Here is a 25,594-nt window from a genome sequence, read left to right on the forward strand (position 1 = left end):
TTCGGCCTTCGGGGACGCAGGCACAGGCGCACCCTGGGCAGCAGTGCGTGCCATTGAAGGCGTCCGGGGCGTGCGCGGAGAACACCGACCACCCCCCTGACCGCTCCGGGGCCCGCTCCCACCCCCGCCGAGCAGGCACGTCGCGACGCGCGGCGCGGACGGGCGGCGTCCGGCGCCGCCGCCGGGCGGGCCGCGGGCAGGGTCAACACCTGGGGGGATAGGGGTGTCGCCCCCCTTCGGGGCCGACCTAGCGTGCGATCACCTCGTGGCCGGAACTGACCCGGGGCAATCGATACCGAGCTGGGAGCGTGCAGATGTCCGCGGGCTTCGATCCTGTCGCTGATGACCTGTCCGGCGCGGAGGTCCGCCCCGGGGCCCAACTGGCCGCCCGGCTGGCCGGACTTCCGGGGAGCGAGCAGTCCAGGCTGCTCCTGGACCTGGTCTGCGCGCAGGCCGCCGACATCCTGCGGGCGGCCCACCCGGACACCGAACCGGTGGTCCCGACCGGCATCTCCTTCAAGGAACTGGGCCTGGACTCCATAGCCCTGGTCGACCTGCACGCCCGGATCAACGCCGCGACCGGGCTGAGCCTGCCGGTGACCGCCGCGTTCGACCACCCCAGCCCCGAACTGCTGGCCGCGTACGTCCGCACGGAACTCCTCGGAGCGCCCGCCGAGCCGGCCGCCCCGCGCACCGCTGCCACCGCCTCCGGCCCGGAGGCCCGCGCGGCCTTCGACGGGGAGCCCATCGCCGTCGTCGGCATCGGCGGGCGCTTCCCCGGCGGCGTGCGCTCGCCGGAGGAGCTGTGGGACCTCGTCGCCCGCGGTGAAACCGCCGTCGGCCCCTTCCCCGACGACCGCGGCTGGGACCTCGACGCACTGTTCGACGACGACCCCGCCGTGCCCGGCACCTGCTACACCCGCACCGGCGGATTCCTGCACGACGCACCCGAGTTCGACGCCGAGTTCTTCGGGATCAGCCCGCGCGAGGCGCTCGCCATGGACCCGCAGCAGCGGCTGCTGCTGGAAACGGCCTGGGAGGCGCTGGAGCGCACCGGCATCGACCCCACCTCGCTGCGCGGCAGCCGCACCGGCGTGTTCATCGGCGCCGGCCCCTCCGAGTACGGGCCGCGGGTGCAGGACGCCCCCGAGAGCCTGACCGGCTACCTCGTCACCGGCGGCGCGCTCAGCGTCACCTCCGGGCGCGTGGCCTACGCGCTGGGCCTGGAGGGTCCGGCGCTCACCGTCGACACCGCCTGCTCCGGATCGCTGGTCTCCCTGCACCTGGCCGTGCAGTCCCTGCGCCGCGGCGAGTGCTCCATGGCGCTGGCCGGCGGTGTCACCGTCCTGAGCACGCCCGGCCTGTTCACCGAGTTCAGCAGGCAGCGCGGGCTCGCCCCGGACGGGCAGATCAAGGCCTTCGCGGCGGCCGCCGACGGCACCTCCTTCGCCGAGGGCGTCGGCCTGCTGGTGGTCGAGCGGCTCGGCGACGCCCAGCGCAACGGGCACCCGGTGCTCGCCGTCATCCGCGGGTCGGCCGTCAACCAGGACGGCGCAAGCAACGGGCTCACCGCCCCCAGCGGCGCCGCGCAGCAGCGCGTCATCCTCCAGGCCCTCGCCGATGCCGGGCTGTCGGGCGACGAGGTCGACGCGGTCGAGGCGCACGGCACCGGGACCACCCTGGGCGACCCGATCGAGGCCCGGGCGCTGATCTCCACGTACGGCAAGGACCGCCCCGAGGACCGGCCGCTGTGGCTCGGCTCGGTGAAGTCCAACCTCGGGCACACCCAGGCCGCGGCCGGGGTGGCCGGACTGATGAAGATGATCATGGCGATGCGGCACGGCGTGCTCCCGCGCACCCTGCACGTCGACGCCCCCACCGGCAACGTCGACTGGTCCGCCGGGACCGTACGGCTGCTCACCGAACCCGTGCCGTGGCCGGCGGACGGGGACCGGCCGCGCCGGGCGGGCGTCTCCGGCTTCGGGATCAGCGGGACCAACGCGCACGTCATCGTGGAGGAGCCGCCGCGCGAGCCCGGTGGCGGGGCCGCCGCCCTGCCGGACGGGGCCGCCGCCCTTGCGGACGCGGCCGCCGGGCGGCCGGCGGCGCCCGCCCTGGTGCCCGTCAGCGGGCGCTCCGGCGAAGGCCTGCGCGCGCAGGCCGGGCGGCTGGCGCAGTTCCTCGCCGAGCGGCCCGAGTTCACGCCCGAGGACCTCGGCCACTCCCTGGGCACCGGCCGGGCCGCCCTCGAGCACCGGGCCACCGTCCTGGCGGCCGACCGGGAGGAGCTCCTGACCGGCCTGCGCGCCCTGGCGGAAGGGGAGGCCACCCCGTCCACCCGGACCGGAACTGTCCCCTCCGGGCGTCTCGCGTTCCTCTTCACCGGCCAGGGCAGCCAGCGCCTGGCCATGGGCCGGCAGCTGTACGACACCCACCCCGTGTTCGCGGACGCCCTCGCCGACGCCATCGGCTGGCTCGACCTCCAGCTCGACACCTCCCTGTGGGAGGTCCTCTTCGCCGAACCGGGCACCGGGGCCGCCGCGCTCCTCGACGAGACCCGCTACGCGCAGACCGCCCTCTTCGCGGTCGAGACCGCCCTGTTCCGGCTCGTCGAATCCTGGGGCGTCCGCCCCGACTTCCTGGCCGGCCACTCCATCGGCGAGATCGCGGCCGCCCACGCCGCGGGCGTCCTGAACCTGGAGGACGCGGCCACCCTCGTCGGGGCGCGCGGCCGGCTGATGCAGGAGCTGCCCCGGGGCGGCGCCATGGTCGCCGTCCAGGCCGCCGAGGCGGAGGTACTCCCGTTCCTCGAAGCCGGGGGCGGGGCCGGTCCCCAGGTCGCCGTCGCCGCCGTCAACGGCCCCGATTCCGTGGTCCTCTCGGGCGAGGAGCACGCGGTACTCGCGCTCGCCGAACGGTTCGCCGCCCAGGGCCGCAAGACCAAGCGGCTCCAGGTCAGCCACGCCTTCCACTCGCCGCTGATGGAACCGGTGCTCGCCGAGTTCCGCCGGATCGCGGCCATCCTCGGCTACCGCGCCCCGCGCATCCCCCTCGTCTCCACGGTCACCGGGCGGCTCGCGACCACCGCGGAACTCACCTCCCCCGACTACTGGACCGGCCACGCCCGGGAGGCCGTCCGCTTCGCCGACGCCGTCGACTGGCTGACCGGACAGGGCGGCGTACGCACCTTCCTGGAGCTCGGCCCCGACGGCGTCCTCAGCGCGCTCGGCCAGCACTGCCTGCCCGAGGAGCGCCAGGCCGACACCGTCTTCGCGCCCGTACTGCGGGCGGGCAAGGACGAGGTCCGCGAGGCGCTGGGGGCCGCCGCCCTCGCCCACACCCGCGGCGCCCTGCTCGACTGGGACGCCGTCTACGCGGGCCGCGCCACGCGCCGCGCCGACCTGCCCACCTACGCCTTCCGCACCCGGCGGTACTGGCTCGCCCCCGAGCGGGCCGGCGGCGACCCGTCCGGCCTGGGCCAGCTCGCCGCCCGGCACCCGCTGCTGGGGTCGGTCGTCGACCTCGCGGGCGCCGGGGGCACCGTACTGACCGGCCGCCTGTCGCCGCGCACCCACCCGTGGATCGCCGACCACACCATCGCCGGGGTCACCCTGCTGCCCGGCACCGCCTTCGTGGAACTCGCCCTGCGGGCCGCCGCGGAGAGCGGCTGCGCGCTGGTCGAGGAGCTGACGCTCCAGTCGCCGCTGGTCCTGCCCGCCTCCGGCGCAGTGGCGCTCCAGGTCGTGGTCGACGCCCCCGACGCGGACGGCCGCCGCGCCGTCGCCTGCTACTCCCGCCCGGACGGCGCCGGGCACGTCGACGACCCCGACCACCTCGACGACGAGTGGGTCCGCCACGCCACCGGCGTCCTGGCACCCGCCGCCCCCGACGCGGACACGGGCGCCCTCTCCGGACCGTGGCCCCCGGCCGGAGCCGTCCCGCTGGACGTCAGCAGCCTCTACGAGGACATGGCGGACGAGGGCTACGGCTACGGGCCGGCCTTCCACGGCGTACGGGCCGCCTGGCTCCGCGACGGCGAGGTCTTCGCCGAGGTCGAGCCCCCGCAGCCGACCCGCGCGGACACCGCGGGCTACGGTCTGCACCCGGCCCTGCTGGACGCGGCACTCCACCCCGCCGACCACGCCCTCGCCGCCGGCGGCGACCGCCCCGAGGGGACCTGGATCCCCTTCTCCTGGAACGGGGTCGCGCTCTACGCGGGCGGCGCCGCCGCCGTCCGCGTACGGATCACCGCGCGCGGCCGCGAGGAGCTCGCGGTGACGGTCGCCGACGCCGACGGCGCCCCCGTCGCCCGCGTCGACTCACTGCTGCTGCGCGCCGTCACCGGGGCGCAGCTCGCGGGAGACCGGCCCGATCCACTGCTGCACGTCCAGTGGAACGCCCTCGAACTGCCCTCGGAAGCCGTCGAGTTGACGGAATTCGCGGACGTGGCGGATCCCGCCGGCGGCCCCGTGCCGCCCGTCGTCGTGTACCGCACCCTCCCGACCCCGGACGGCGACGACCTGACCGTCGCCGTCCGGACCGTGGCCGCCGACGCGCTGGCCGCCCTGCGGACCTGGCTGGCGGACGACCGCTACGCCGACTCCCGCCTGGCCGTCGTCACCCGCAACGGCGCAGCCGTCCCCGGTACCGACGTCGACCTCGCCCAGGCGCCCGTCTGGGGCCTCGTACGCTCCGCCGAGGCGGAGAACCCCGGCCGCTTCACCCTCGTCGACACCGACGAGGCCGCGCCGCCCTCGCTCGGCCGGGCGCTCGCCGCCGCCACCGAACCCGAACTGGCCCTGCGCGGACCCGGGTCGTACGTGCCGCGGCTGGCCGCCGTACCCGCCCCCGACGAGGAGCGCCCCGCCCCCTGGGACGGCACGGGCACCGTACTGATCACCGGCGGCACCGGCGGCGTCGGCGCCGCACTCGCCCGCCACCTCGTCCGGCGGCACGGCGTGCGCCACCTCCTGCTCACCAGCAGACGCGGCCCGGACGCGCCCGGCGCGCACGAACTCGTCGCCGAACTCGCCGCCTCGGGCGCCGAGGCCACCGTCACGGCCACCGACGCCGCCGACCGGGACGCCCTGGCCGCACTGCTCGCCGCGATCCCGGCCGCGCACCCGCTGCGCGCCGTGGTGCACGCCGCCGGGGTCATCGACGACGGCCTGACCGGCGACCTCACCCCGCAGCGCCTCGACACCGTGATGCGGCCCAAGGTGGACGCCGCCTGGAACCTCCACGAACTGACCGCCGGCCTGGACCTGACCGCCTTCGTCCTGTTCTCCTCCGCCTCGACCGTCCTCGACGGCGCCGGCCAGGGCAACTACGCCGCCGCCAACCTCTTCCTGGACGCCCTCGCCGCCCGCCGCGCGGCGGCCGGCCAGGTCGTCACCTCGCTCGCCTGGGGCCTGTGGGCGGGTGGCGGCGGCATGGGCGCCACCCTCGACGCGGCCGCCCTCACCCGCATCGAGCGCCTCGGCCTCGACTCGCTGACCTTCGAGGAGAACCTGGACCGGCTGGACCGGGCGCTGGCCGGCCACGAGCCGGCGGTGGTCCCCGTACGCGTGAACCACCGTGCCGTACGGAGCCGCGGCGACGGCACGCCCACCCTGCTGCGGGGACTCGTACGGGCCGCCGCACGCCGCCCGGCGGCCGCGGGCTCCACGCGCCACGCAGACGTGCCGCTCGCGGCGAGCCTCGCGGAACTCGGCGCGGCCGACCGCCTCGCCACCGTACTGCGGCTGGTGCGCACCGAGGCCGCGGCCGTCCTCGGCTACCAGAGCGCCGAAGAGGTCACCGCGACCCGGGCGTTCACCGAGACCGGCTTCGACTCGCTGGCCGCCGTCGAACTGCGCAACCGGCTCGGCGCCGCGACCGGCCTGCGCCTCAGCGCCACCCTGACCTTCGACTACCCGACGGCGACCGCGCTGGCCGAGCACCTCGTGACCAAGCTCGTCGGCTCGGCCGCCCCGGCCCCGGCCGCCGTTCCCGCCCCGGCGGCCGCGGGCGCCGACACCGCCGCCGACCCGGTCGTGATCGTCGGCATGGCCTGCCGCTACCCCGGCGGAGTGACCTCCCCCGAGGAGCTGTGGCAGCTCGTCGCGGACGGCGCCGACGCCATCGGTCCCTTCCCCGCCGACCGCGGCTGGGCGGACGACCTCTACGACCCGGAGATCGGCAAGCCCGGCAAGACGTACTCCACCGAGGGCGGATTCCTCTACGACGCCGCCCGGTTCGACCCGGCGTTCTTCGGGATCAGCCCGCGCGAGGCCCAGGCCATGGACCCGCAGCAGCGGCTGCTGCTCGAGGTCGCCTGGGAGACCTTCGAACGCGCCGGGATCGACCCCCGGTCCGTCAAGGGCAGCAGCACCGGCGTCTTCGCCGGGGTGATGTACCACGACTGGGGGCTGCGGCTCGGCCCGCTCCCCGAGGACGTGGCCGGCTACCACGGCAACGGCAGCCTGGCGAGCGTGGTCTCCGGCCGGGTCGCCTACGCCCTCGGCCTCGAAGGCCCGGCGATCAGCGTGGACACCGCCTGCTCCTCCTCGCTGGTGGCCCTGCACATGGCCGCCCGCTCGCTGCGCGCCGGGGAGTGCTCGCTGGCCCTCGCCGGCGGGGTCACGATCATGTCCACCCCGGACACCTTCCTCGACATGAGCCGTCAGCGCGGCCTCGCCTCCGACGGCCGCTGCAAGTCGTTCGGCGCGGGTGCGGACGGTACGGGCTGGGGCGAGGGCGCGGGCGTGCTGCTGCTGGAGCGGCTCTCCGACGCGCGGCGCAACGGGCACCGGGTGCTGGCCGTCGTGCGTGGCTCGGCGCTGAACCAGGACGGTGCGTCGAACGGCCTGACCGCCCCGAACGGTCCGGCGCAGCAGCGGGTGATCCGCCAGGCCCTCGCCGACGCCGGGCTGACGGCCGCCGAGGTCGACGCGGTGGAGGCGCACGGTACGGGAACCCGGCTGGGCGACCCGATCGAGGCGCAGGCCCTGCTGGAGACCTACGGGCAGGAACGCCCCGAGGGCCGGCCGCTGTGGCTCGGCTCCGTCAAGTCCAACATGGGCCACACCCAGGCCGCGGCCGGTGTCGCGGGCATCATCAAGATGGTCCTGGCCATGGACCACGGCGTGCTGCCCCGCACCCTCCACGCGGACAGCCCGTCCGACCAGGTGGACTGGTCGGCCGGCGAGGTGGAACTGCTCACCGAGGCCCGGGAATGGGCCCTCGCGCCGGCCGGGGTGCGGCGGGCCGGTGTGTCCTCCTTCGGGATCAGCGGCACCAACGCCCACGTGATCATCGAGCAGGCACCGGAGGCGGAAGCGGAACCGGCAGAGGCGGCCGTCGAGGCCCTGCCGGGCGCCGCGCTCCCCGCCGTCCCCTGGCCGGTCTCCGGGGCCACCCCCGAGGCCCTGCGGGCCCAGGCCGACCGGCTCCGGGCACGCCTGGACTCGCTCTCCGACGGGGAACTGGCCCCCGCCGCCCACGTCCTGGCCGCCGGCCGCGCGGCGCTGGAGCACCGCGCCGTCGCCCTGGGCGCCGACCGGGCCGAGCTGTCCCGCTCGCTGGAACTCCTCGCGGGCGCCGCGGCGGCCCAGGACGCCAAGACCGCCTTCCTCTTCACCGGCCAGGGAGCCCAGCGGCTCGGCATGGGCCGGGAGCTGTACGCCGCCTTCCCCGTGTTCGCCGCGGCCTTCGACGCCGCGTGCGCGGAGCTCGACCGGCACCTCGGGCAGCCGCTGCGCGCGGTGGTCTGGGGCGCGGACCCGGACGCGCTGAACGCCACCGCCCTCGCCCAGCCCGCCCTGTTCGCCCTCGAAGTGGCGCTGTTCCGGCTGGCCGAGACCTGGGGCCTGCGGCCCGACCTGGTGGCCGGGCACTCGATCGGCGAGCTGGCCGCCGCGCACGCCGCGGGCATCCTGTCCCTCGCCGACGCGGCGGAACTCGTCGTCGCACGCGGCCGGCTGATGCAGGCCCTGCCCGCCGGCGGCGCGATGGTCGCCGTCCAGACCACGGAGGAGGAGGTCCTGCCGCTGCTCACCGACGGAGTGGGCATAGCGGCCGTCAACGGGCCCCGGTCGGTGGTGGTGTCGGGTACCGAGGCGGCCGCCCTCGCACTCGGCGAGCACTTCGCCGCCGCCGGCCGCAAGACCGGCCGCCTCTCCGTCTCGCACGCCTTCCACTCGGCGCTCATGGAACCCATGCTCGACGAACTCGCCGCCGTGGCCGCACGGTTGACCTTCCACGAACCGCGCATCCCCGTCGTCTCCACCGTCACCGGCGACACCTCCGCACCGTGGCAGTCGCCCGCCTACTGGGCCCGCCAGGTCCGCGAGCCCGTCCGCTTCGCCGACGCGGTGCGCCGCGCCGAGGAACGGGGCGTCCGCACCTTCGTCGAGATCGGCCCCGACGCCGTGCTCACCGCGCTGGGCGCCGGCTCGGCCGGCCACGAGGACACCGCCTTTGTCCCCCTGCTGCGCCGCGACCGCGACGAGGCCCGCGAAGCCCTCACCGGCATCGGCTCGGCCTGGGCGCACGGCAGCGCCGTCGACTGGCCCGCCGTGCTCGGCGGTCAGGCCCGCCCGGGCACCCTCGTCGACCTGCCCACCTACGCCTTCCAGCGGGAGCGCTACTGGCTCGACGTACCCGCCGCCACCGGAGACCTCGGCTCGGCCGGTCTCGACCCCGTCGAACACCCCCTCCTCAGCGCGGCCGTCGTGGCGCCCGATTCCGGTTCCGTCGTCCTGACCGGCCGGCTCTCGGCCGCCGGACAGCCCTGGATCACCGACCACGCCGTGCACGGGTCCGTACTGCTGCCCGGCACCGGCTTCGTCGAGCTCGCCGTACGCCTCGGCGACCAGGTGGGCTGCGACCTCCTGGAGGAACTGACCCTCGAAGCGCCGCTGGTGCTGCCCGCCGCCGGCGCCGCCGCCCTGCGCGTCACCGCCGGGGCCCCCGACGCGTCCGGCCGCCGCCCCCTGCACATCCACTCCCGGCCGGACGGCGCCCCCGAAGGCGCCTGGACCCGCCACGCCACCGGCTTCCTCGCCACCGGCACGCCCCCGCACGTCGAGGCCGACCTCACCCAGTGGCCGCCGCGCGGCGCCACCCCCGTCGAGGTGACCGGGGCGTACGAGAGCCTGCGCGAGCGCGGATACGGCTACGGGCCCGCCTTCCAGGGCCTGACGGCCGCCTGGCGGCGCGGCGACGAACTGTTCGCCGAAGTCGCCCTGCCCGACTCGGTGCGCGGCGAGGCCGCCGGCTACGGGCTGCACCCGGCGCTCCTGGACACCGCCATGCACGTGGACGTCCTCGTCGACCAGGGCGAGGGCGGCACCGAGGCGCTGCTGCCCTTCGCCTGGAGCGGGGTCTGCCTGCACGCGACGGGAGCCGCGGCCCTGCGCGTGTACGTACGCCGGATCCGCGGCGCCGAGGAGTCGGCGATGGTCGTCGCCGACGAGACCGGCCGCCCCGTGATGACCGTGGCCTCGCTGATCTGCCGGCCCGTCTCCGCCGCCCAGCTGGAACCGGCCGACGGTCCCCTCTCCGACGCCCTTCACCACATCGAGTGGACCCCGCTCCCCGAGCCGGCCGAACCCGTCCGCACCTCCTCCCTCGTGGTGCTCGACGAGTACGGCCTGGCCATCCTCGGCGACCCGTCGGCCGTCGTCCTGGCCTGCTGCCCCACCCCGGTGCGCCGGCCCGTACTCGAAGCCACGCGCACCGTCAGCTCGTACGTACTGGGCCTGCTGCAGTCCTGGCTGACGGACGAGCGGTTCGAGTTCACCACCCTGGTCGTCGTCACCCGCGGCGCGGTCGCCACCACCGCGGACACCGCCCCCGACCTCACCCAGGCCCCCGTGTGGGGCATCGTCCGGGCGGCCCAGGCCGAGAACCCGGGCCGGATCATCCTGCTCGACACCGACCCGGACATCGACCCGGCGGACTTCCCCGCCGCCGCGGCCGCCGCCCTGGCCCACGGCGAGCCCGAACTCGCCCTGCGCGACGGCCGGTTCCTCGTCCCACGGCTGCTGCCGACCCCCGTACCCGAGGCGGACGCCCCCTGGACCGGCGACGGCACCGTCCTCATCACCGGCGGCACCGGCGGACTCGGCGCCCGCCTCGCCCACCACCTCGTCACCCGCCACGGCGTGCGCCATCTGCTGCTCACCAGCCGCCGAGGCCCGCAGGCCCCAGGCGCCGCCGAACTGCGCGAGCGGCTCCTCGAAGCCGGAGCCCAGGACGTCCGCGTCGCCGCCTGCGACGCCGCCGACCGCACCGCACTGGCCGACGTACTCCGGTCGGTCCCCGACGAGCACCCGCTCACCGGCGTCGTCCACGCGGCGGGCGTGGTGGACCCCGGGCTGATCGGCACGCTCACCCCCGACCGCCTGGACACCGTCCTGCGGCCCAAGGCGGACGCCGCCTGGCACCTGCACCAACTCACCGAGGGCCTCGACCTGTCCGCCTTCGTGATGTTCTCCTCGGCCGGCGGACTCGTCCTGCCCGCAGGACAGGGCAACTACGCCGCGGCGAACGTCTTCCTGGACGCGCTCGCCGCCCACCGCCGAGCGGCCGGCCTCCCCGCCACCTCCCTCGCGTACGGGCTGTGGGCGGTCAACACCGGCCTCGGCGGCGAACTCACCGACGCCGACGTCGAGAAGATGAACCGGCTCGGCCTCCCCGCCCTCCCCGCCGACCGCGGCCTCACCCTCTTCGACGAGGCCCTGCGCACCCGGCACGCCCTGCTCGCCCCCCTCCAGGTCGACCCCGCCGCCCTGCACGCCCGCGGCGCCGACCTCCCGCCGCTGCTGCGCGCCGCCGCGGCCGCCGGCCGGCCCGCCACCCGCCGCGGCGCGGCGAACGGCGCACCCGTCGGCGACAGCCTCGCCCGCAGGCTGGCCGCACTCGGCGCCACCGAACGCCGCCGGGCCCTACTCGACCTCGTGGCCGCCCAGGTCGCGGCCGTCCTCGGGCACGCATCGGCGGAGGCCGTCGGAGCGGACCGCGCCTTCAAGGAACTGGGCTTCGACTCGCTCGCCGCCGTGGAACTGCGCAACGCGCTGAACACCGCCACCGGACTGCGCCTGCCCGTCACCCTCGTCTTCGACTACCCGACCACCCGCGCCATCGCCGACCACCTCGACGCCGAACTCGGCGGCGGAGAGCCGCAAGCGGCCCCGGAGCAGCCCGCGGTCCCGGCAGGACTCTCCGATGACGAACCCATCGCCATCGTCGGGATCAGCTGCCGCTTCCCCGGCGGGGTGCGCTCCGCCGAAGACCTGTGGGAACTCGTCGCCGAAGGACGCGACGCCATCGCCGGATTCCCCGCCGACCGGGGCTGGGACACCGACGCCCTCTACGACCCGGAGCCCGGCCTGCACGGGAAGACGTACGCCCGCGACGGCGGATTCCTCTACGACGCCGCCGAGTTCGACCCCGCGTTCTTCGGCATCAGCCCCCGCGAGGCCATCGCCATGGACCCGCAGCAGCGCCTCCTGCTCCAGGCGGCCTGGGAGGCCTTCGAACGCGCCGGCATCGACCCCACGACCATGCGCGGCAGCCAGACCGGCGTCTACGCGGGCGTCATGTACCACGACTACGGCTCGCGCCTCCAGCACATCCCCGACGACGTCGCCGGCTACCTCGGCAACGGCACCGCGGCCTCCATCCTGACCGGCCGCGTCGCCTACACCCTCGGCCTCGAAGGCCCCGCCGTCAGCGTGGACACGGCCTGCTCCTCGTCGCTGGTCGCCCTCCACATGGCCTGCCAGGCGCTGCGCCGCGGCGAGGTCGGCATGGCGCTCGCCGGCGGTGTGACGGTGATGTCCACGCCCGAGATCTACGTCGAGTTCGCCCAGCAGCGCGGCCTGTCCGCCGACGGCCGGTGCAAGGCCTTCGCGGGCGCCGCCGACGGCACGGGCTGGGCGGAGGGCGTCGGCCTGCTCCTGGTCGAACGGCTCTCCGACGCACAGCTCCTGGGCCACGAGGTCCTCGCCGTGATCCGCGGCTCGGCCATCAACCAGGACGGCGCCAGCAACGGACTGACCGCCCCCAACGGCCCCTCGCAGCAGCGCGTCATCCAGCGCGCGCTGGCCACCTGCGGCCTCACCACCTCCGACGTGGACCTGGTCGAGGGCCACGGCACGGGCACCCGGCTCGGCGACCCGATCGAGGCCCAGGCCCTGCTCGCCACCTACGGCCGCGGGCGGCCCGCCCACGACCCGGTGTGGCTGGGCTCCATCAAGTCCAACATCGGACACGCCCAGGCCGCGGCCGGCGTCAGCGGTGTCATCAAGTCCGTCATGGCCCTCCGCAACGGCCTGATGCCCAAGACCCTCCACGTGGACGAGCCGTCGCCCGAGGTCGACTGGGAGGCCGGGAACGTACGGCTCCTCACCGAGGCCAGGCCCTGGCCCCGGCGGGCGGACCGGCCGCGCCGGGCCACCGTCTCCTCGTTCGGCCTCAGCGGCACCAACGCCCACCTGATCGTCGAGGAGGCACCGGAGCCGGCCCCGGACCCGGCCCCGCTCCCCGCCCCGACCTCCCCTGCGGTATGGCCGCTGCTGCTGTCCGGCTCCGACGCGGACGGCCCGGCACGCCAGGCACGGGAGCTCCACGCCCGGCTGCTCGCCGGCCCGGCACCGGACCTCGGCGACCTCGCCTACAGCCTGGCCACGGGCCGGGCGGCGCTGGAACACCGCGGAGCCGTCCTGGCCGCGGACGCGCAGAGCGCGCTGAGCGGGCTCGAGGCCTTCCTCGAGGAGATCGAGGGTGACGGTGACGGCATACGGGGCTCCGCCCGGTCCGGTGGGCGGACGGCGTTCCTGTTCACCGGGCAGGGAGCGCAACGGCTGGGAATGGGGCGCGAGTTGTACGCGTCCTTCCCCGTCTTCGCGGCCGCCTTCGACACGGTGTGCGCGGAGATCGACCCGCTGCTGGGACGGTCGCTGCGTGCGGTCGTCTGGGGCGGGGACGCGGAGGCGCTGAACGAGACCGCGCTCACCCAGCCCGCCCTGTTCGCCCTCGAAGTGGCGCTGTTCCGGCTGGTGGAGACGTGGGGCGTACGGCCCGACGTGGTGGCCGGGCATTCGATCGGCGAGCTCGCCGCCGCTCACGCGGTCGGGGTGCTGTCCCTCGCGGACGCGGCCCGGCTGGTGGTCGCCCGTGGCCGGCTGATGCAGGAACTCCCCGCCGGGGGCGCCATGCTCGCCGTCCAGGCGACGGAGGCGGAGGTCCTGCCGCTGCTGACCGACGGGGTGGGCATCGCGGCGGTCAACGGTCCGCGGTCGGTGGTGGTGTCGGGTGCCGAGGCGGCGGTCCTGGCCGTGGGTGAGCACTTCGGCGCGGCGGGTCGCAAGACCAGCCGTCTGGCCGTCTCGCACGCCTTCCACTCCGCCCTGATGGATCCGATGCTGGACGAGTTCCGTTCCGTGGCCGGGGACTTGAGGTTCAGCCCGCCGCGCGTCCCCGTCGTCTCCACGGTGACCGGCGAGTCGTCCGAAGCCTGGCAGTCTCCCGAGTACTGGGTCGGCCAGGTCCGCGAGGCCGTCCGCTTCGCCGATGCCGTCCGCACGCTGGAACAGCAGGGAGTGACCCGGTTCCTGGAGATCGGCCCCGACGGCATCCTGACCGGGCTGGCCGCGCAGAGCGCCGCCGACGCCGTACTCGTCGCGGGACTCGTCAAGAACCGGCCCGAAACGCAGACCCTGGTCACCTCCCTCGCACAGCTCCACGTACACGGCGTGGCCGTCGACTGGCAGGCCTTCTTCGCCGGTACCGGCACCCGCCGCCGGGTCGACCTCCCCACCTACCCCTTCCAGCGCACCCGCTACTGGCTCGACGCCCCCGCCGCCGTCGGTGACGCGGCCGGACTGGGCCAGCAGCCCGCCGGGCACCCGCTGCTCAGCGCGGTCGTCGTCTCGCCCGAGACCGGCGCCCCCGTGCTCACCGGCCGGATCTCCGTCCCCACCCACCCCTGGCTCGCCGACCACGCCGTGCACGGCAGCGTGCTGCTGCCCGGCACCGCGTACGTCGAGATGGCGCTGCGCGCCGGACACGAGGCGGGCTGCGCCCGGTTGGAGGAGCTGACCCAGGAGACCCCGCTCCTGCTGCCCGGGAACACCGGAGTCGCCGTGCAGGTCGTCGTGGGCGAGGCGGACGCTACGGGGCGGCGCGACGTCACCCTCTACTCACGCGCCGAGAACCTCGATCCCGACGCCCCGTGGACCCGCAACGCCCGTGGTGTGCTCGCCCCCGAGCCGGCGGTCCCCGACACCGATCCGGAGGCCTGGCCCCCGGCCGGCGCCCACCCGGTCGACGTGAGCGGGATGTACGAGGACCTCGCCGGACTCGGGTACGGCTACGGGCCGGTGTTCCAGGGCCTCACGGCCGCCTGGCGGCGCGGCGGCGAGCTGTACGCCGAGATCACGCTGCCCGACCACGCCCGGACCGGGGCCGCCGCGTTCGCCCTGCACCCCGCACTGCTCGACGCGGCCCTGCACGCGGAGCGCATCTTCGACGGGGACGGGGACGGACCCGTCCGGGCCGCCCTGCCCTTCGTGTGGAACGGCGTCACCCTGCACGCCTCCGGCGCCGCCGCCCTGCGCGTGCGGCTGACCAAGCCCGGCCCCGACGCCGTCGCCCTGCGGATCACCGCGCCGACCGGTGAGCCCGTGGCCACGGTCGAGTCCCTGGTGGTGCGCGAGGTGTCCGCCGAGCAGCTGGCGGGCGGCGGCCACCGCGGCGCCGGCCTCTACCGCGTCGACTGGCAGCCGCACGAGCCGTCCGGGGCGGCGCACTCCGTCGACGACTGGGTGGTCGTGGGGTCCGCTCTCCCCGGCCTGCGGACGGTCGGCTCGCTCGCCGACCTCGCCCCGGCGCCGCACGCGCCCGGCACGGTCGTGCTCACCGCGCCCGACGTCTCCGATGTCTCCGACGTCTTCGGAACCACGGGCGGCGTTCCCGAGCAGGTCCGCACCTCCGTGGGCCGGCTCCTCGACGGACTCGGGCAGTGGCTGGCCGACGAGCGGTTCGCCGACTCCCGCCTGGTGCTCGTCACCCGCAACGCCGTGCCCGTGGGCCCCGCCGACACCGTGGACTGCGTACAGGCCCCGCTGTGGGGCGTGCTGCGCGCCGCGCAGGCCGAGAACCCGGGCCGCTTCACCGTCGTCGACCTCGACGGGACGGACGAGTCGGTGCGGGCCCTGCCCGCGGCCGTCGCCACCGCCGAGACCGAGATCGCCCTGCGGGCCGGCCGGATCCTCGTACCCCGCTACGCCCTCACCGCACCCGCGGACGCCGCGGCCCCGCACTGGGACCCGGACGGCACCGTACTGATCACCGGCGGCACCGGCCTGCTGGGCGGGGTGCTCGCCCGGCACCTGGTCGCCGAGCACGGCGTACGCCATCTCGTACTGACCAGCCGGCGCGGTACGGAGGCTCCGGGCGCCGAGGAACTCCGCAAGGAACTCGGCGAGTCGGGCGCCACCGTACGGATCGTCGCGGTCGACGCCGCCGACCGGTACGCGCTGGCGGCCCTGCTCGACGAGATCCCCGCCGCGCACCCGCTGACCGGTGTCGTGCACGCGGCCGGGGTCATGGACAACGCCCTGGTCGGCGCGGTCACCAAGGAGCAGGTGAGCCGGGTCCTGCGGCCCAAGGTGGACGCCGCCTGGCACCTCCACGAGCTGACCAAGGACCTCGGGCTGGCCGCCTTCGTGCTCTACTCCTCGGCCGGCGGCCAGATCCTGTCCGCCGGACAGGCCACCTACGCGGCGGCGAACGTCTTCCTCGACGCACTGGCCGCCGACCGCCGCGCCGCCGGTCTCGCGGCCACCTCGCTGGCCTGGGGCCTGTGGGAGGGCACGGTCGGCGAGGGCCCGGAGCTCACCGAGGCAGACCTGCGCCGGATGGGCCGCTCCGGGGTGCTGGAGCTGTCCTTCGACGACGGGCTGGCCCTGTTCGACGCGGCGCTCGCACGGGACGAGGCCCTGCTCGCCCCGGTCCGGCTCGACCGTGCCGCACTGCGCGAGCGGGCCGACGAAATCCCGGCCCTGCTCAGGGCGTTGGCGGGACCGCCGGTCCGCAAGGCCGCCAAGCCCACGGTGGTCCCGTCCGCGGGCTCCGGCGACACCGGCGGCTCCCTGGTCCGGCGCAAGCTGGCCGGGCTGACCGCCGGGCCGGAGCGGGTCCGCTACCTGGAGGAACTGGTACGGGGCCACGCGGCCGCCGTACTCGGCCACGGCGACCCGGCGGGGATCGCGGCCGACCGCGGCTTCACCGAACTCGGCCTGGACTCCCTCGGGGCCATCGAACTGCGCAACCGGCTCCAGAAGGCGACCGGGCTGCGGCTGCCCGCCACGCTGATGTTCGACTACCCCAACTCGGCGGCCCTGGCCGGGTTCCTGCGGGAGGAACTGGAGCCCGAGGCGGACCCCGACCCGGCGGGGGAGCCGCTCGACGAGGACGGCATCAGGCGGGCCCTGCTGTCGATCCCGGCCGCGCGGCTGCGCGCGTCCGGCCTCCTCGACGCACTGCTCGGCCTGGCGGAGTCCGGACCGGGCGAGACCGGACCGGGCGAGACCGGCCCTGCCGAGGTGACCGCCGTCGCTCCGGCGCAACAGGGCCCGGCCATCGAGGAGATGGACGTGGACGACCTCGTACGCGCCGCCCTGGCCGGCGGCGAACCCAGCTGATCCCCTGATCCCCGATCTGAATGATGAGGATGACGTGAGCACATCGGTGGAACAGGTCGTCGCAGCCCTGCGCAAGTCACTCACCGACAACGAGCGGCTGCGCGAGGAGAACGCCCGGCTCACCGCCGCGAGCAACGACCCGATCGCGATCGTGGCCATGGCGTGCCGCTACCCCGGCGGGGCCGGCACGCCGGAGCACCTGTGGCGGCTGGTCGCCGACGGCACCGACGCGGTGTCCGGGTTCCCGGCCGACCGGGGCTGGGACCCGGGCGTGTACGACCCGGAGCCGGGGGTGCCGGGCAAGTCGTACGCCCGGGACGGCGCGTTCCTCTACGACGCGGCCGCGTTCGATCCGGCGTTCTTCGGGATCAGCCCGCGCGAGGCACTGGCCATGGACCCGCAGCAGCGGCTCCTGCTGGAGATCTCCTGGGAGGCCATCGAGCGGGCCGGGGTGGATCCGACCACGCTGAAGGGCAGCCGGACGGGCGTCTACGCCGGTGTGATGTACCACGACTACGCCGACGGGAGCGCGGGCAGCTTCGTCTCGGGACGCACCGCGTACACGCTGGGCCTCGAGGGCCCGGCCGTGACCGTCGACACGGCCTGCTCCTCCTCCCTGGTGGCCCTGCACATGGCGGCCCAGGCGCTGCGGTCGGGGGAGTGCTCCCTGGCCCTGGCCGGCGGCGTCACCGTGATGTCCACCCCCGACATGCTCGTGTACTTCAGCGAGCAGCGCGGGCTCGCGCCGGACGGCCGCTGCAAGCCGTTCGCGGCGGCCGCGGACGGTACGGGCTGGGGCGAGGGCGCGGGCGTCCTGCTGCTGGAGCGGCTCTCCGACGCGCGGCGCAACGGCCATCCGGTGCTCGCGCTGGTCAGCGGTTCCGCCGTCAACCAGGACGGCGCGTCGAGCGCCATGACCGTCCCCAACGGTCCGGCGCAGCAGCGGGTGATCCGCCAGGCCCTGGCGGACGCCGGGCTGACGGCGGCCGAGGTCGACGCGGTGGAGGCGCACGGCACCGGCACCCGCCTGGGCGACCCGATCGAAGCACAGGCGCTGCTGGCCACGTACGGCAGGAAGCGGCCCGAAGGCCGGCCGCTGTGGCTGGGCTCCGTCAAGTCCAACTTCGGGCACACCCAGGCCGCGGCTGGTGTCGCGGGCATCATCAAGATGGTCATGGCGATGCGGCACGGCGTGCTGCCCCGGACTCTGCACGTGGACGCGCCCTCGGATCAGGTGGACTGGTCGGCGGGGAGCGTGGAACTGCTGACCGAGGCCCGCGAGTGGCGGACCGAGGGCCGGCCGCGGCGCGCGGGCATCTCCTCGTTCGGGCTGAGCGGGACCAACGCGCACGTGATCGTGGAGCAGGCACCCGCCGAGGCGGCGGCCGCCGAGGACCCGGTGGGCCCACTGCCCACGGTGGCGCCGTGGGTGCTCTCCGCGAAGTCCGAGCGGGCGCTGGCGGACCAGGCGGCGGCACTGCTCGCGCGGGTGCACGGAGAAGAGCTCCGGCCCGCGGACGTCGGCCACTCCCTGGCGAGCTCCCGGTCCCTGTTCGAACACCGGGCCGTGGTCGTGGGTGACCGGGAGAGCGCACTGGCCGCCCTTGCGGCGGGCGAGTCCCACCCGGGGGTGGTGACCGGCCGGCCGCAGTCGGGTGGGCGGACGGCGTTCCTGTTCACGGGGCAGGGTGCGCAACGGTTGGGGATGGGGCGGGAGTTGTACGCGTCCTTCCCGGTGTTCGCGGAGGCTTTCGACGCGGTGTGTGCGGAGGTCGACCCGTTGCTGGGGCGGTCGCTGCGGGAGGTGGTGTGGGGTGAGGATGCGGAGGCGTTGAACGAGACCGCGCTCACCCAGCCCGCGTTGTTCGCGCTTGAAGTGGCGTTGTTCCGGCTGGTGGAGGCGTGGGGTGTACGGCCGGATGTGGTGGCCGGGCATTCGATCGGTGAGCTGGCCGCCGCTCACGCGGTCGGGGTGCTGTCCCTCGCGGATGCGGCCCGGCTGGTGGTCGCCCGTGGCCGGCTGATGCAGGAACTCCCCGCCGGGGGCGCCATGCTCGCCGTCCAGGCGACGGAGGCGGAGGTCCTGCCGCTGCTGACCGACGGGGTCGGTATCGCGGCGGTCAACGGGCCGGAGGCCGTGGTGGTTTCGGGTGTCGAGGCGGCCGTTCTGGCTGTGGGTGAGCATTTCGGCGCGGCGGGTCGCAAGACCAGCCGTCTGGCCGTCTCGCACGCCTTCCACTCCGCCCTGATGGATCCGATGCTGGACGAGTTCCGTTCCGTGGCCGGGGAGTTGAGGTTCAGCCCGCCGCGCGTCCCCGTCGTCTCCACGGTGACCGGCGAGTCGTCCGAGGCCTGGCAGTCTGCGGACTACTGGGTCGGTCAGGTCCGCGAGGCCGTCCGGTTCGCCGACGCCGTGCGCGCCCTGGAGCGGCAGGGTGTGACCCGGTTCCTGGAGATCGGTCCGGACGGCATTCTGACCGGGCTGGCCGCGCAGAGCGCCGCCGACGCCGTACTCGTCGCGGGACTCCGTAAGAACCGGCCCGAGGCGGAGGCTCTGGTCACGGCACTCGCCCAGCTGCACGTGGACGGCGTACACGTCGACTGGCAGGCCTTCTATGCCGGAACCGGTGCCCGCCGGGTCGACCTCCCCACCTACCCCTTCCAGCGCACCCGCTACTGGATCGACGCGGTGCAGGCGGCAGCAGGCCACGCGCACCCGCTGCTCGGCGCGGTGGTCACCCTGGCCGACTCGGGCGGCGCCGTCCTCACCGGGCGGCTCGCCGTCGGCGCGCAGCCCTGGCTCGCCGACCACGTGGTGCGGGACGCGATCCTCTTCCCCGGTGCGGGCTTCGTCGAACTGGCCATCCGTGCGGGCGACCACGCGGGCTGCGGCGTACTGGAAGAGCTCGCCCTCCACGCACCCCTCGTTCTCCCCGAGGACGGCGCCGTCGCCGTCCAGGTCGTCGTCGGCGCAGCCGACGAGTCCGGTCGGCGCCCGGTCGGCGTGTACTCCCGGGACGAAACCCACCCGGACCCCGACTGGACGCTGCACGCGGAGGGGTGGCTCTCCCAAGGCGCGGACGCGCCCGCGTTCGATCTGACCGCCTGGCCGCCGCCCGGCGCGGTGCCGGTCCCTCTCGACGGCGCGTACGAGGCCCTGAGCGAGCGCGGTCTCGTCTACGGGCCGGTCTTCCAGGGCCTGACGGCCGCCTGGCGGCTCGACGGAGCCGTCTACGCCGAGGTCTCCCTGCCGCCGGACGCGGAGGCCGGTGCGTACGGGCTGCACCCGGCGCTGCTGGACGCCTCGATGCACGCGGCGCTGGTGGACGGTGCCGATTACGACGGCGCCGCCACGGTGCTGCCGTTCGTGTGGAAGGACGTACGGCTCTTCGCGGCCGGCGCGGCGGCCGCTCGCGTACGGATCTCCCGGCCCACCCCGCAGAGCCTGGCCCTGGACATCGCGGACGCCGACGGTGTGCCGGTCGCCGTGGTCGGCGGGGTCGTCGGCCGTGCGGTGGACGAGGCCCGGCTCGGCGGCCCGGCCGCGGATCCGCTCTACCGCGTCACGTGGCAGCCGGCCGCCTCCGGCGCCGGCACGGCGCAGGAGGGGCCGTGGGCGCGGTGGGAGGACCTCCCGGCCGAGGGGCCGGTCGACGGGACGGTCGTCTTCGAATGCGTGGCGCCGGACGAGGAGGAGGTGCCGGCCGCCGTCCACGCCCTGGCCCACCGGGTGCTGGCCGTGGTACAGGCGTGGCTGGCGGACCAGCGTTTCGCCCGGGCGTCCCTCCTCGTGGTCACGCGCGGCGCTGTGGCGGTGGGGGACGGCGATCCGGTGGACGTGTGCCAGGCGCCGGTGTGGGGTCTGATCCGCGCCGCCCAGGCGGAGAACCCGGGTCGGTTCGTCCTCCTCGACACCGACGGCTCCGCGGAACCGGGCCGCGTACGGGCCCAGGGCGAACCGGAGGTGGCCGTACGCGAGGGCCGGGTGCTCGTCCCCCGGCTGGTCCGGGCCGCGTCCGTCGCCACGGACCCGGAGCCCGTGTGGGACACGGCCGGGACGGTCCTGATCACCGGCGGCACCGGCGGCCTGGGCGCGCTGGTGGCCCGGCACCTGGTGGCCGGGCACGGGGTGCGCCATCTGCTGCTGGCCGGCCGGCGGGGCGCGGACGCGCCCGGCGCGGCCGAACTGATGGATGAACTACAGGAGTTGGGTGCGCAGGTCGCCGTCGCCGTATGCGACGTGTCCGACCGCCACGCCCTCGCGGCCCTCCTGGCCGCGGTGGACCCTGACCACCCGCTGTGCGGGGTCGTCCACGCGGCGGGCGTCCTCGACGACGCCGTGATCACCTCGCTGACCCCTGAGCGGGTCAGCGGCGTGCTGGCACCGAAGGCGGACGCGGCCTGGCACCTGCACGAACTGACCGAGGGCCTCGGCCTCACCGCGTTCGTCCTCTTCTCGTCCATCGCCGGAACCCTCGGTTCGACGGGCCAGGGCAACTACGCCGCCGCCAACGCCTTTCTCGACGCCCTGGCCGCCGATCGCCGTGCCACTGGGCTGGCGGCCACCTCCATGGCCTTCGGCCTGTGGGACACCGAGGGCGGCATGGGGACGAGGCTCGGCGCCGCCGAACTCGAACGGATGCGGCAGGCCGGTACCCCCGCCCTCCCCGCCGATCGCGGCCTCGCCCTCTTCGACGCCGCGCTGCACTCGGGCCTCGCGGCCACCGTGCCGGTGCGCCTGGACCTCGAGGTGCTCCGCGCCCACGCCGCCGAGCCCCCCGCCCTGCTGCTCGGCCTCGTACGCGGCCCGGGCCGCCGGGCGGCCCGCACGGGCCCCGGCTCCGGTTCCGCTGCTCTGCGTGGCCGGCTCGCCGGACTGGCCGGAGCCGACCGCGCCGCCGCCGTGCTCGACCTGGTCCGTACGGCGGTCGCCGCCGTCCTCGGCCACGCGTCGGGCGATGCCATCGAACCCGGGCGCGCCTTCGACGATTTGGGCTTCGACTCGCTGACCGCCGTCGAACTGCGCAACCGGCTCGACGGGGCGACCGGACTGCGGCTCCCGGCCACGCTGATCTTCGACTACCCGACGGCCGAAGCGGTCGCCGCGTACGTGCGCGAACTCCTCGACGGCACCCCGGACACCAGCGCCACCGCGCCGGGGGCGGCAGCCGTGGTCCGGGCCGCGGACGACGATCCGGTCGTGATCGTGGGCATGGCCTGCCGCTACCCCGGCGGAGTGACCACGCCCGACGGCCTGTGGCGGCTGGTGGCCGACGGCGTGGACGCCATCGCTCCCCTGCCCGACGACCGTGGCTGGGACCCGGGCGTGTACGACCCGGAGCCGGGGGTGCCGGGCAAGTCGTACGCCCGGGACGGCGGGTTCCTCTACGATGCGGCCGCGTTCGATCCGGCGTTCTTCGGGATCAGCCCGCGCGAGGCGCTGGCCATGGACCCGCAGCAGCGACTGCTGCTGGAGACCTCGTGGGAGGCCATCGAGCGGGCGGGGGTCGACCCCGGCCTCCTGAAGGGGAGCCGGACGGGCGTGTACGCCGGCGTCATGTACCACGACTACGCCGGGGGCACGGCGGGCAGCCTCGTCTCCGGCCGGGTCGCCTACACGCTGGGTCTCGAAGGCCCGGCCGTGACGGTGGACACGGCGTGCTCCTCCTCACTCGTGGCCCTGCACATGGCGGCGCAGGCCCTGCGGTCGGGGGAGTGCTCGTTGGCCCTGGCCGGCGGGGTGACCGTGATGTCCACCCCGGACATGCTGGTCTACTTCAGCGAGCAGCGGGGGCTGTCCGTGGACGGCCGCTGCAAGTCGTTCGGCGCGGGTGCGGACGGTACGGGCTGGGGCGAGGGCGCGGGCGTGCTGCTGCTGGAGCGGCTCTCGGACGCGCGGCGCAACGGGCACCGGGTGCTGGCCGTCGTGCGTGGCTCGGCGCTGAACCAGGACGGTGCGTCGAACGGCCTGACCGCCCCGAACGGTCCGGCGCAGCAGCGGGTGATCCGCCAGGCCCTCGCCGACGCCGGGCTGACGGCGGCCGAGGTCGACGCGGTGGAGGCGCACGGTACGGGAACCCGGCTGGGCGACCCGATCGAGGCGCAGGCGCTGCTGGCCACGTATGGGCAGGGGCGGGCGGAGGGTCGGCCGCTGTGGCTGGGTTCCGTGAAGTCCAACATGGGGCACACGCAGGCGGCGGCGGGTGTTGCGGGGATCATCAAGATGGTGATGGCGATGCGGCACGGGGTGCTGCCGCCGACCCTGCACGCGGGGGAGCGGTCGGATCAGATCGACTGGTCGGCGGGTGAGGTGGAGCTGCTCACCGAGGCCCGGGAGTGGCACAGCGAGGGCCGGCCGCGCCGGGCGGGCATCTCCTCGTTCGGGCTGAGCGGCACCAACGCACATGTGATCGTGGAAGAGGCGCCTCAGGAGGCCGTTGCCGCGGCCGAGGCGGAGCCGGTCGCCGGACTGCCGGTCGCGCCCTGGGTGGTGTCGGCGAAGTCCGCGCAGGCGCTGGCAGGCCAGGCGGGCGCGTTGCTCGAGGTGGTGGACGCGTACCGCCCCGAGGACATCGGGCACGCCCTCGCCACCTCGCGCGGTGTGATGGAACACCGGGCGGTCGTCCTGGGCGACGACCGTGCGGGAGCTCTCGCGGCGCTGGCCGCAGGACAGCATCATCACCCGGGCATGCTGAGCGGGGCGGCGACCAAGGGCTCGACTGCCTTCCTGTTCACGGGGCAGGGCGCGCAACGGTTGGGGATGGGGCGTGAGTTGTACGGCTCTTTCCCGGCGTTCGCGGAGGCTTTCGACGCGGTGTGTGCGGAGGTCGACCCGCTGCTGGGGCGGTCGCTGCGGGAGGTGGTGTGGGGTGAGGACGCGGAGGCGCTGAATGCCACTGAGCTCACCCAGCCCGCCCTGTTCGCCCTCGAAGTGGCGTTGTTCCGACTCGTCGAAGCGTGGGGGCTGACGCCCGATGTGGTGGCCGGGCATTCGATCGGTGAGCTGGCAGCCGCTCACGCGGTCGGGGTGCTGTCCCTTGCGGATGCGGCCCGGCTGGTGGTGGCGCGGGGTCGGCTGATGCAGGAACTCCCCGCCGGGGGCGCCATGCTCGCCGTCCAGGCGACGGAGGCGGAGGTCCTGCCGTTGCTGACCGACGGGGTCGGTATCGCGGCGGTGAACGGGCCGGAGTCCGTGGTGGTGTCGGGTGCCGAGGCGGCCGTTCTGGCTGTGGGTGAGCACTTCGGGGCGGCGGGTCGCAAGACCAGCCGTCTCGCGGTCTCGCACGCTTTCCACTCCGCTCTGATGGATCCGATGCTGGCTGAGTTCAGTGTCGTGGCCGGGGAGTTGACGTTCAGCCCGCCGCGCATTCCCGTCGTCTCCACGGTGACCGGCGAGTCGTCCGAGGCGTGGCAGTCTGCGGACTATTGGGTTTCCCAGGTGCGGGAGGCGGTGCGGTTCGCCGATGCGGTGGTCGCGTTGGAGCGGCAGGGTGTGACTCGGTTCCTGGAGGTCGGTCCGGACGGCATTCTGACCGGGCTGGCCGCGCAGAGCGCTGCCGACGCCGTGCTCGTCGCGGGACTCCGTAAGAACCGGCCCGAGGCGGAGGCTCTGGTCACGGCACTCGCCCAGCTGCACGTGGACGGCGTACACGTCGACTGGCAGGCCTTCTACGCCGGAACCGACGCCCATCGAGTCGATTTGCCGACTTATGCCTTCCAGCGGAGCCGCTACTGGATGACGGCTCCAGCAGCCGCGGGCGGGACGGCGGAGACCGGGCAGGTCGGCATCGACCACCCCGTGCTGCGGGCGGCCGTGGAGCTGCCCGACGACGGCGGGACCGTACTCACCGGCCGGCTGTCGGCGAGCACGCACGCCTGGATCACCCACCACGACGTCCTGGGCAGCATCCTCCTGCCCGGCACCGGCTTCGTGGAGCTTGCCGTCCGGGCGGGCACTCACGTCGGCTGCGGCCTGCTCGAGGAACTCACCCTGCAGGCACCGCTGATCCTTCCCGAGCGGGGCGGCATCGCCGTCCAGGTCGCGGTCGGCCCGGCCGACGCGTCCGGGCGCCGGACCGTGGCCGTTCACTCGCGCGCCGACGACGAACCGGACCTGCCGTGGACCCGCCACGCCGAAGGAGTACTGGCCCCGGCGGCCGCGGACCCTGTGGAGGCACTCACCAGCTGGCCGCCGACGGGAGCCGAGGCGATCCCCGTCTCCGACGCCTACCCGGACCTCGCAGCCGCCGGATATCACTACGGGCCGGTGTTCCAGGGCCTTGCCGCCGCGTGGAGGCTCGGCGACACCCTCTACGCCGAAGTGTCCCTGCCGGAGCAGGCGGCCGAGGACGCGGCCCGGTTCGGGCTCCACCCCGCCCTCCTCGACGCGGCGATGCACGTCGGGCTGCTCGGCATCCCGGGCCGCGAAGGCGGCGGTCAGACCCTGCTTCCCTTCGCCTGGAACGGCGTAACCCTGCATTCCGCGGGAGCCAAGGCCCTGCGGGTACGGATCACCCCCGTCGCCCAGCAGGACGGGCTTTCGCTCACCGTCGCCGATGAACACGGCCGGCCCGTGCTGTCGGTCGAGTCCCTCCTCTCCCGGCCCGTATCGGCCGAGCAGCTGGGCGCGGGGACCGGCAATGCGCTGCTTCATGTGGAGTGGCAGCCCGTGCCGAAGAGTGACACGGCCGAGGCACCCGACGCGGTTGTCTTCGACTGCGCCGACGTGCCCTCGACCGGGGACGTGCCGGCCGACGTACGGACTTACGCGCAACGGGTGTTGGCGGCGGTGCAGGACTGGTTGGCGGACGAGCGTGAGGGCTCGGTGTTGGCGGTGGTGACGCGGGGTGCGGTGGCTGTCGGGGACGGCGATCGGGTTGATGTGCGGCAGGCGCCGGTGT

At 75.3% G+C, this 25,594-nt stretch carries 2 protein-coding genes; both read left to right on the forward strand.

From position 1 onward, the window contains the following. Positions 1 to 314 precede the first annotated feature (314 nt). A complete protein-coding gene (locus ACIPUC_RS24890; protein WP_446592265.1) occupies positions 315 to 16,694 on the forward strand; it encodes a type I polyketide synthase in 16,380 nt (5,459 codons plus the stop codon). A 34-nt stretch (positions 16,695 to 16,728) separates the two neighbouring features. After that, a partial coding sequence (locus tag ACIPUC_RS24895) for an SDR family NAD(P)-dependent oxidoreductase (RefSeq protein ID WP_446592266.1) occupies positions 16,729 to 25,594 on the forward strand: 8,866 nt, incomplete at its 3' end.

The organism is Streptomyces sp. LARHCF249 (assembly GCF_052871255.1).

Coding starts and splice junctions, on each gene's coding strand:
- ACIPUC_RS24890 (WP_446592265.1), top strand. CDS start 315: ATGTCCGCGGGCTTCGATCCTGTCGCTGATGACCTGTCCGGCGCGGAG.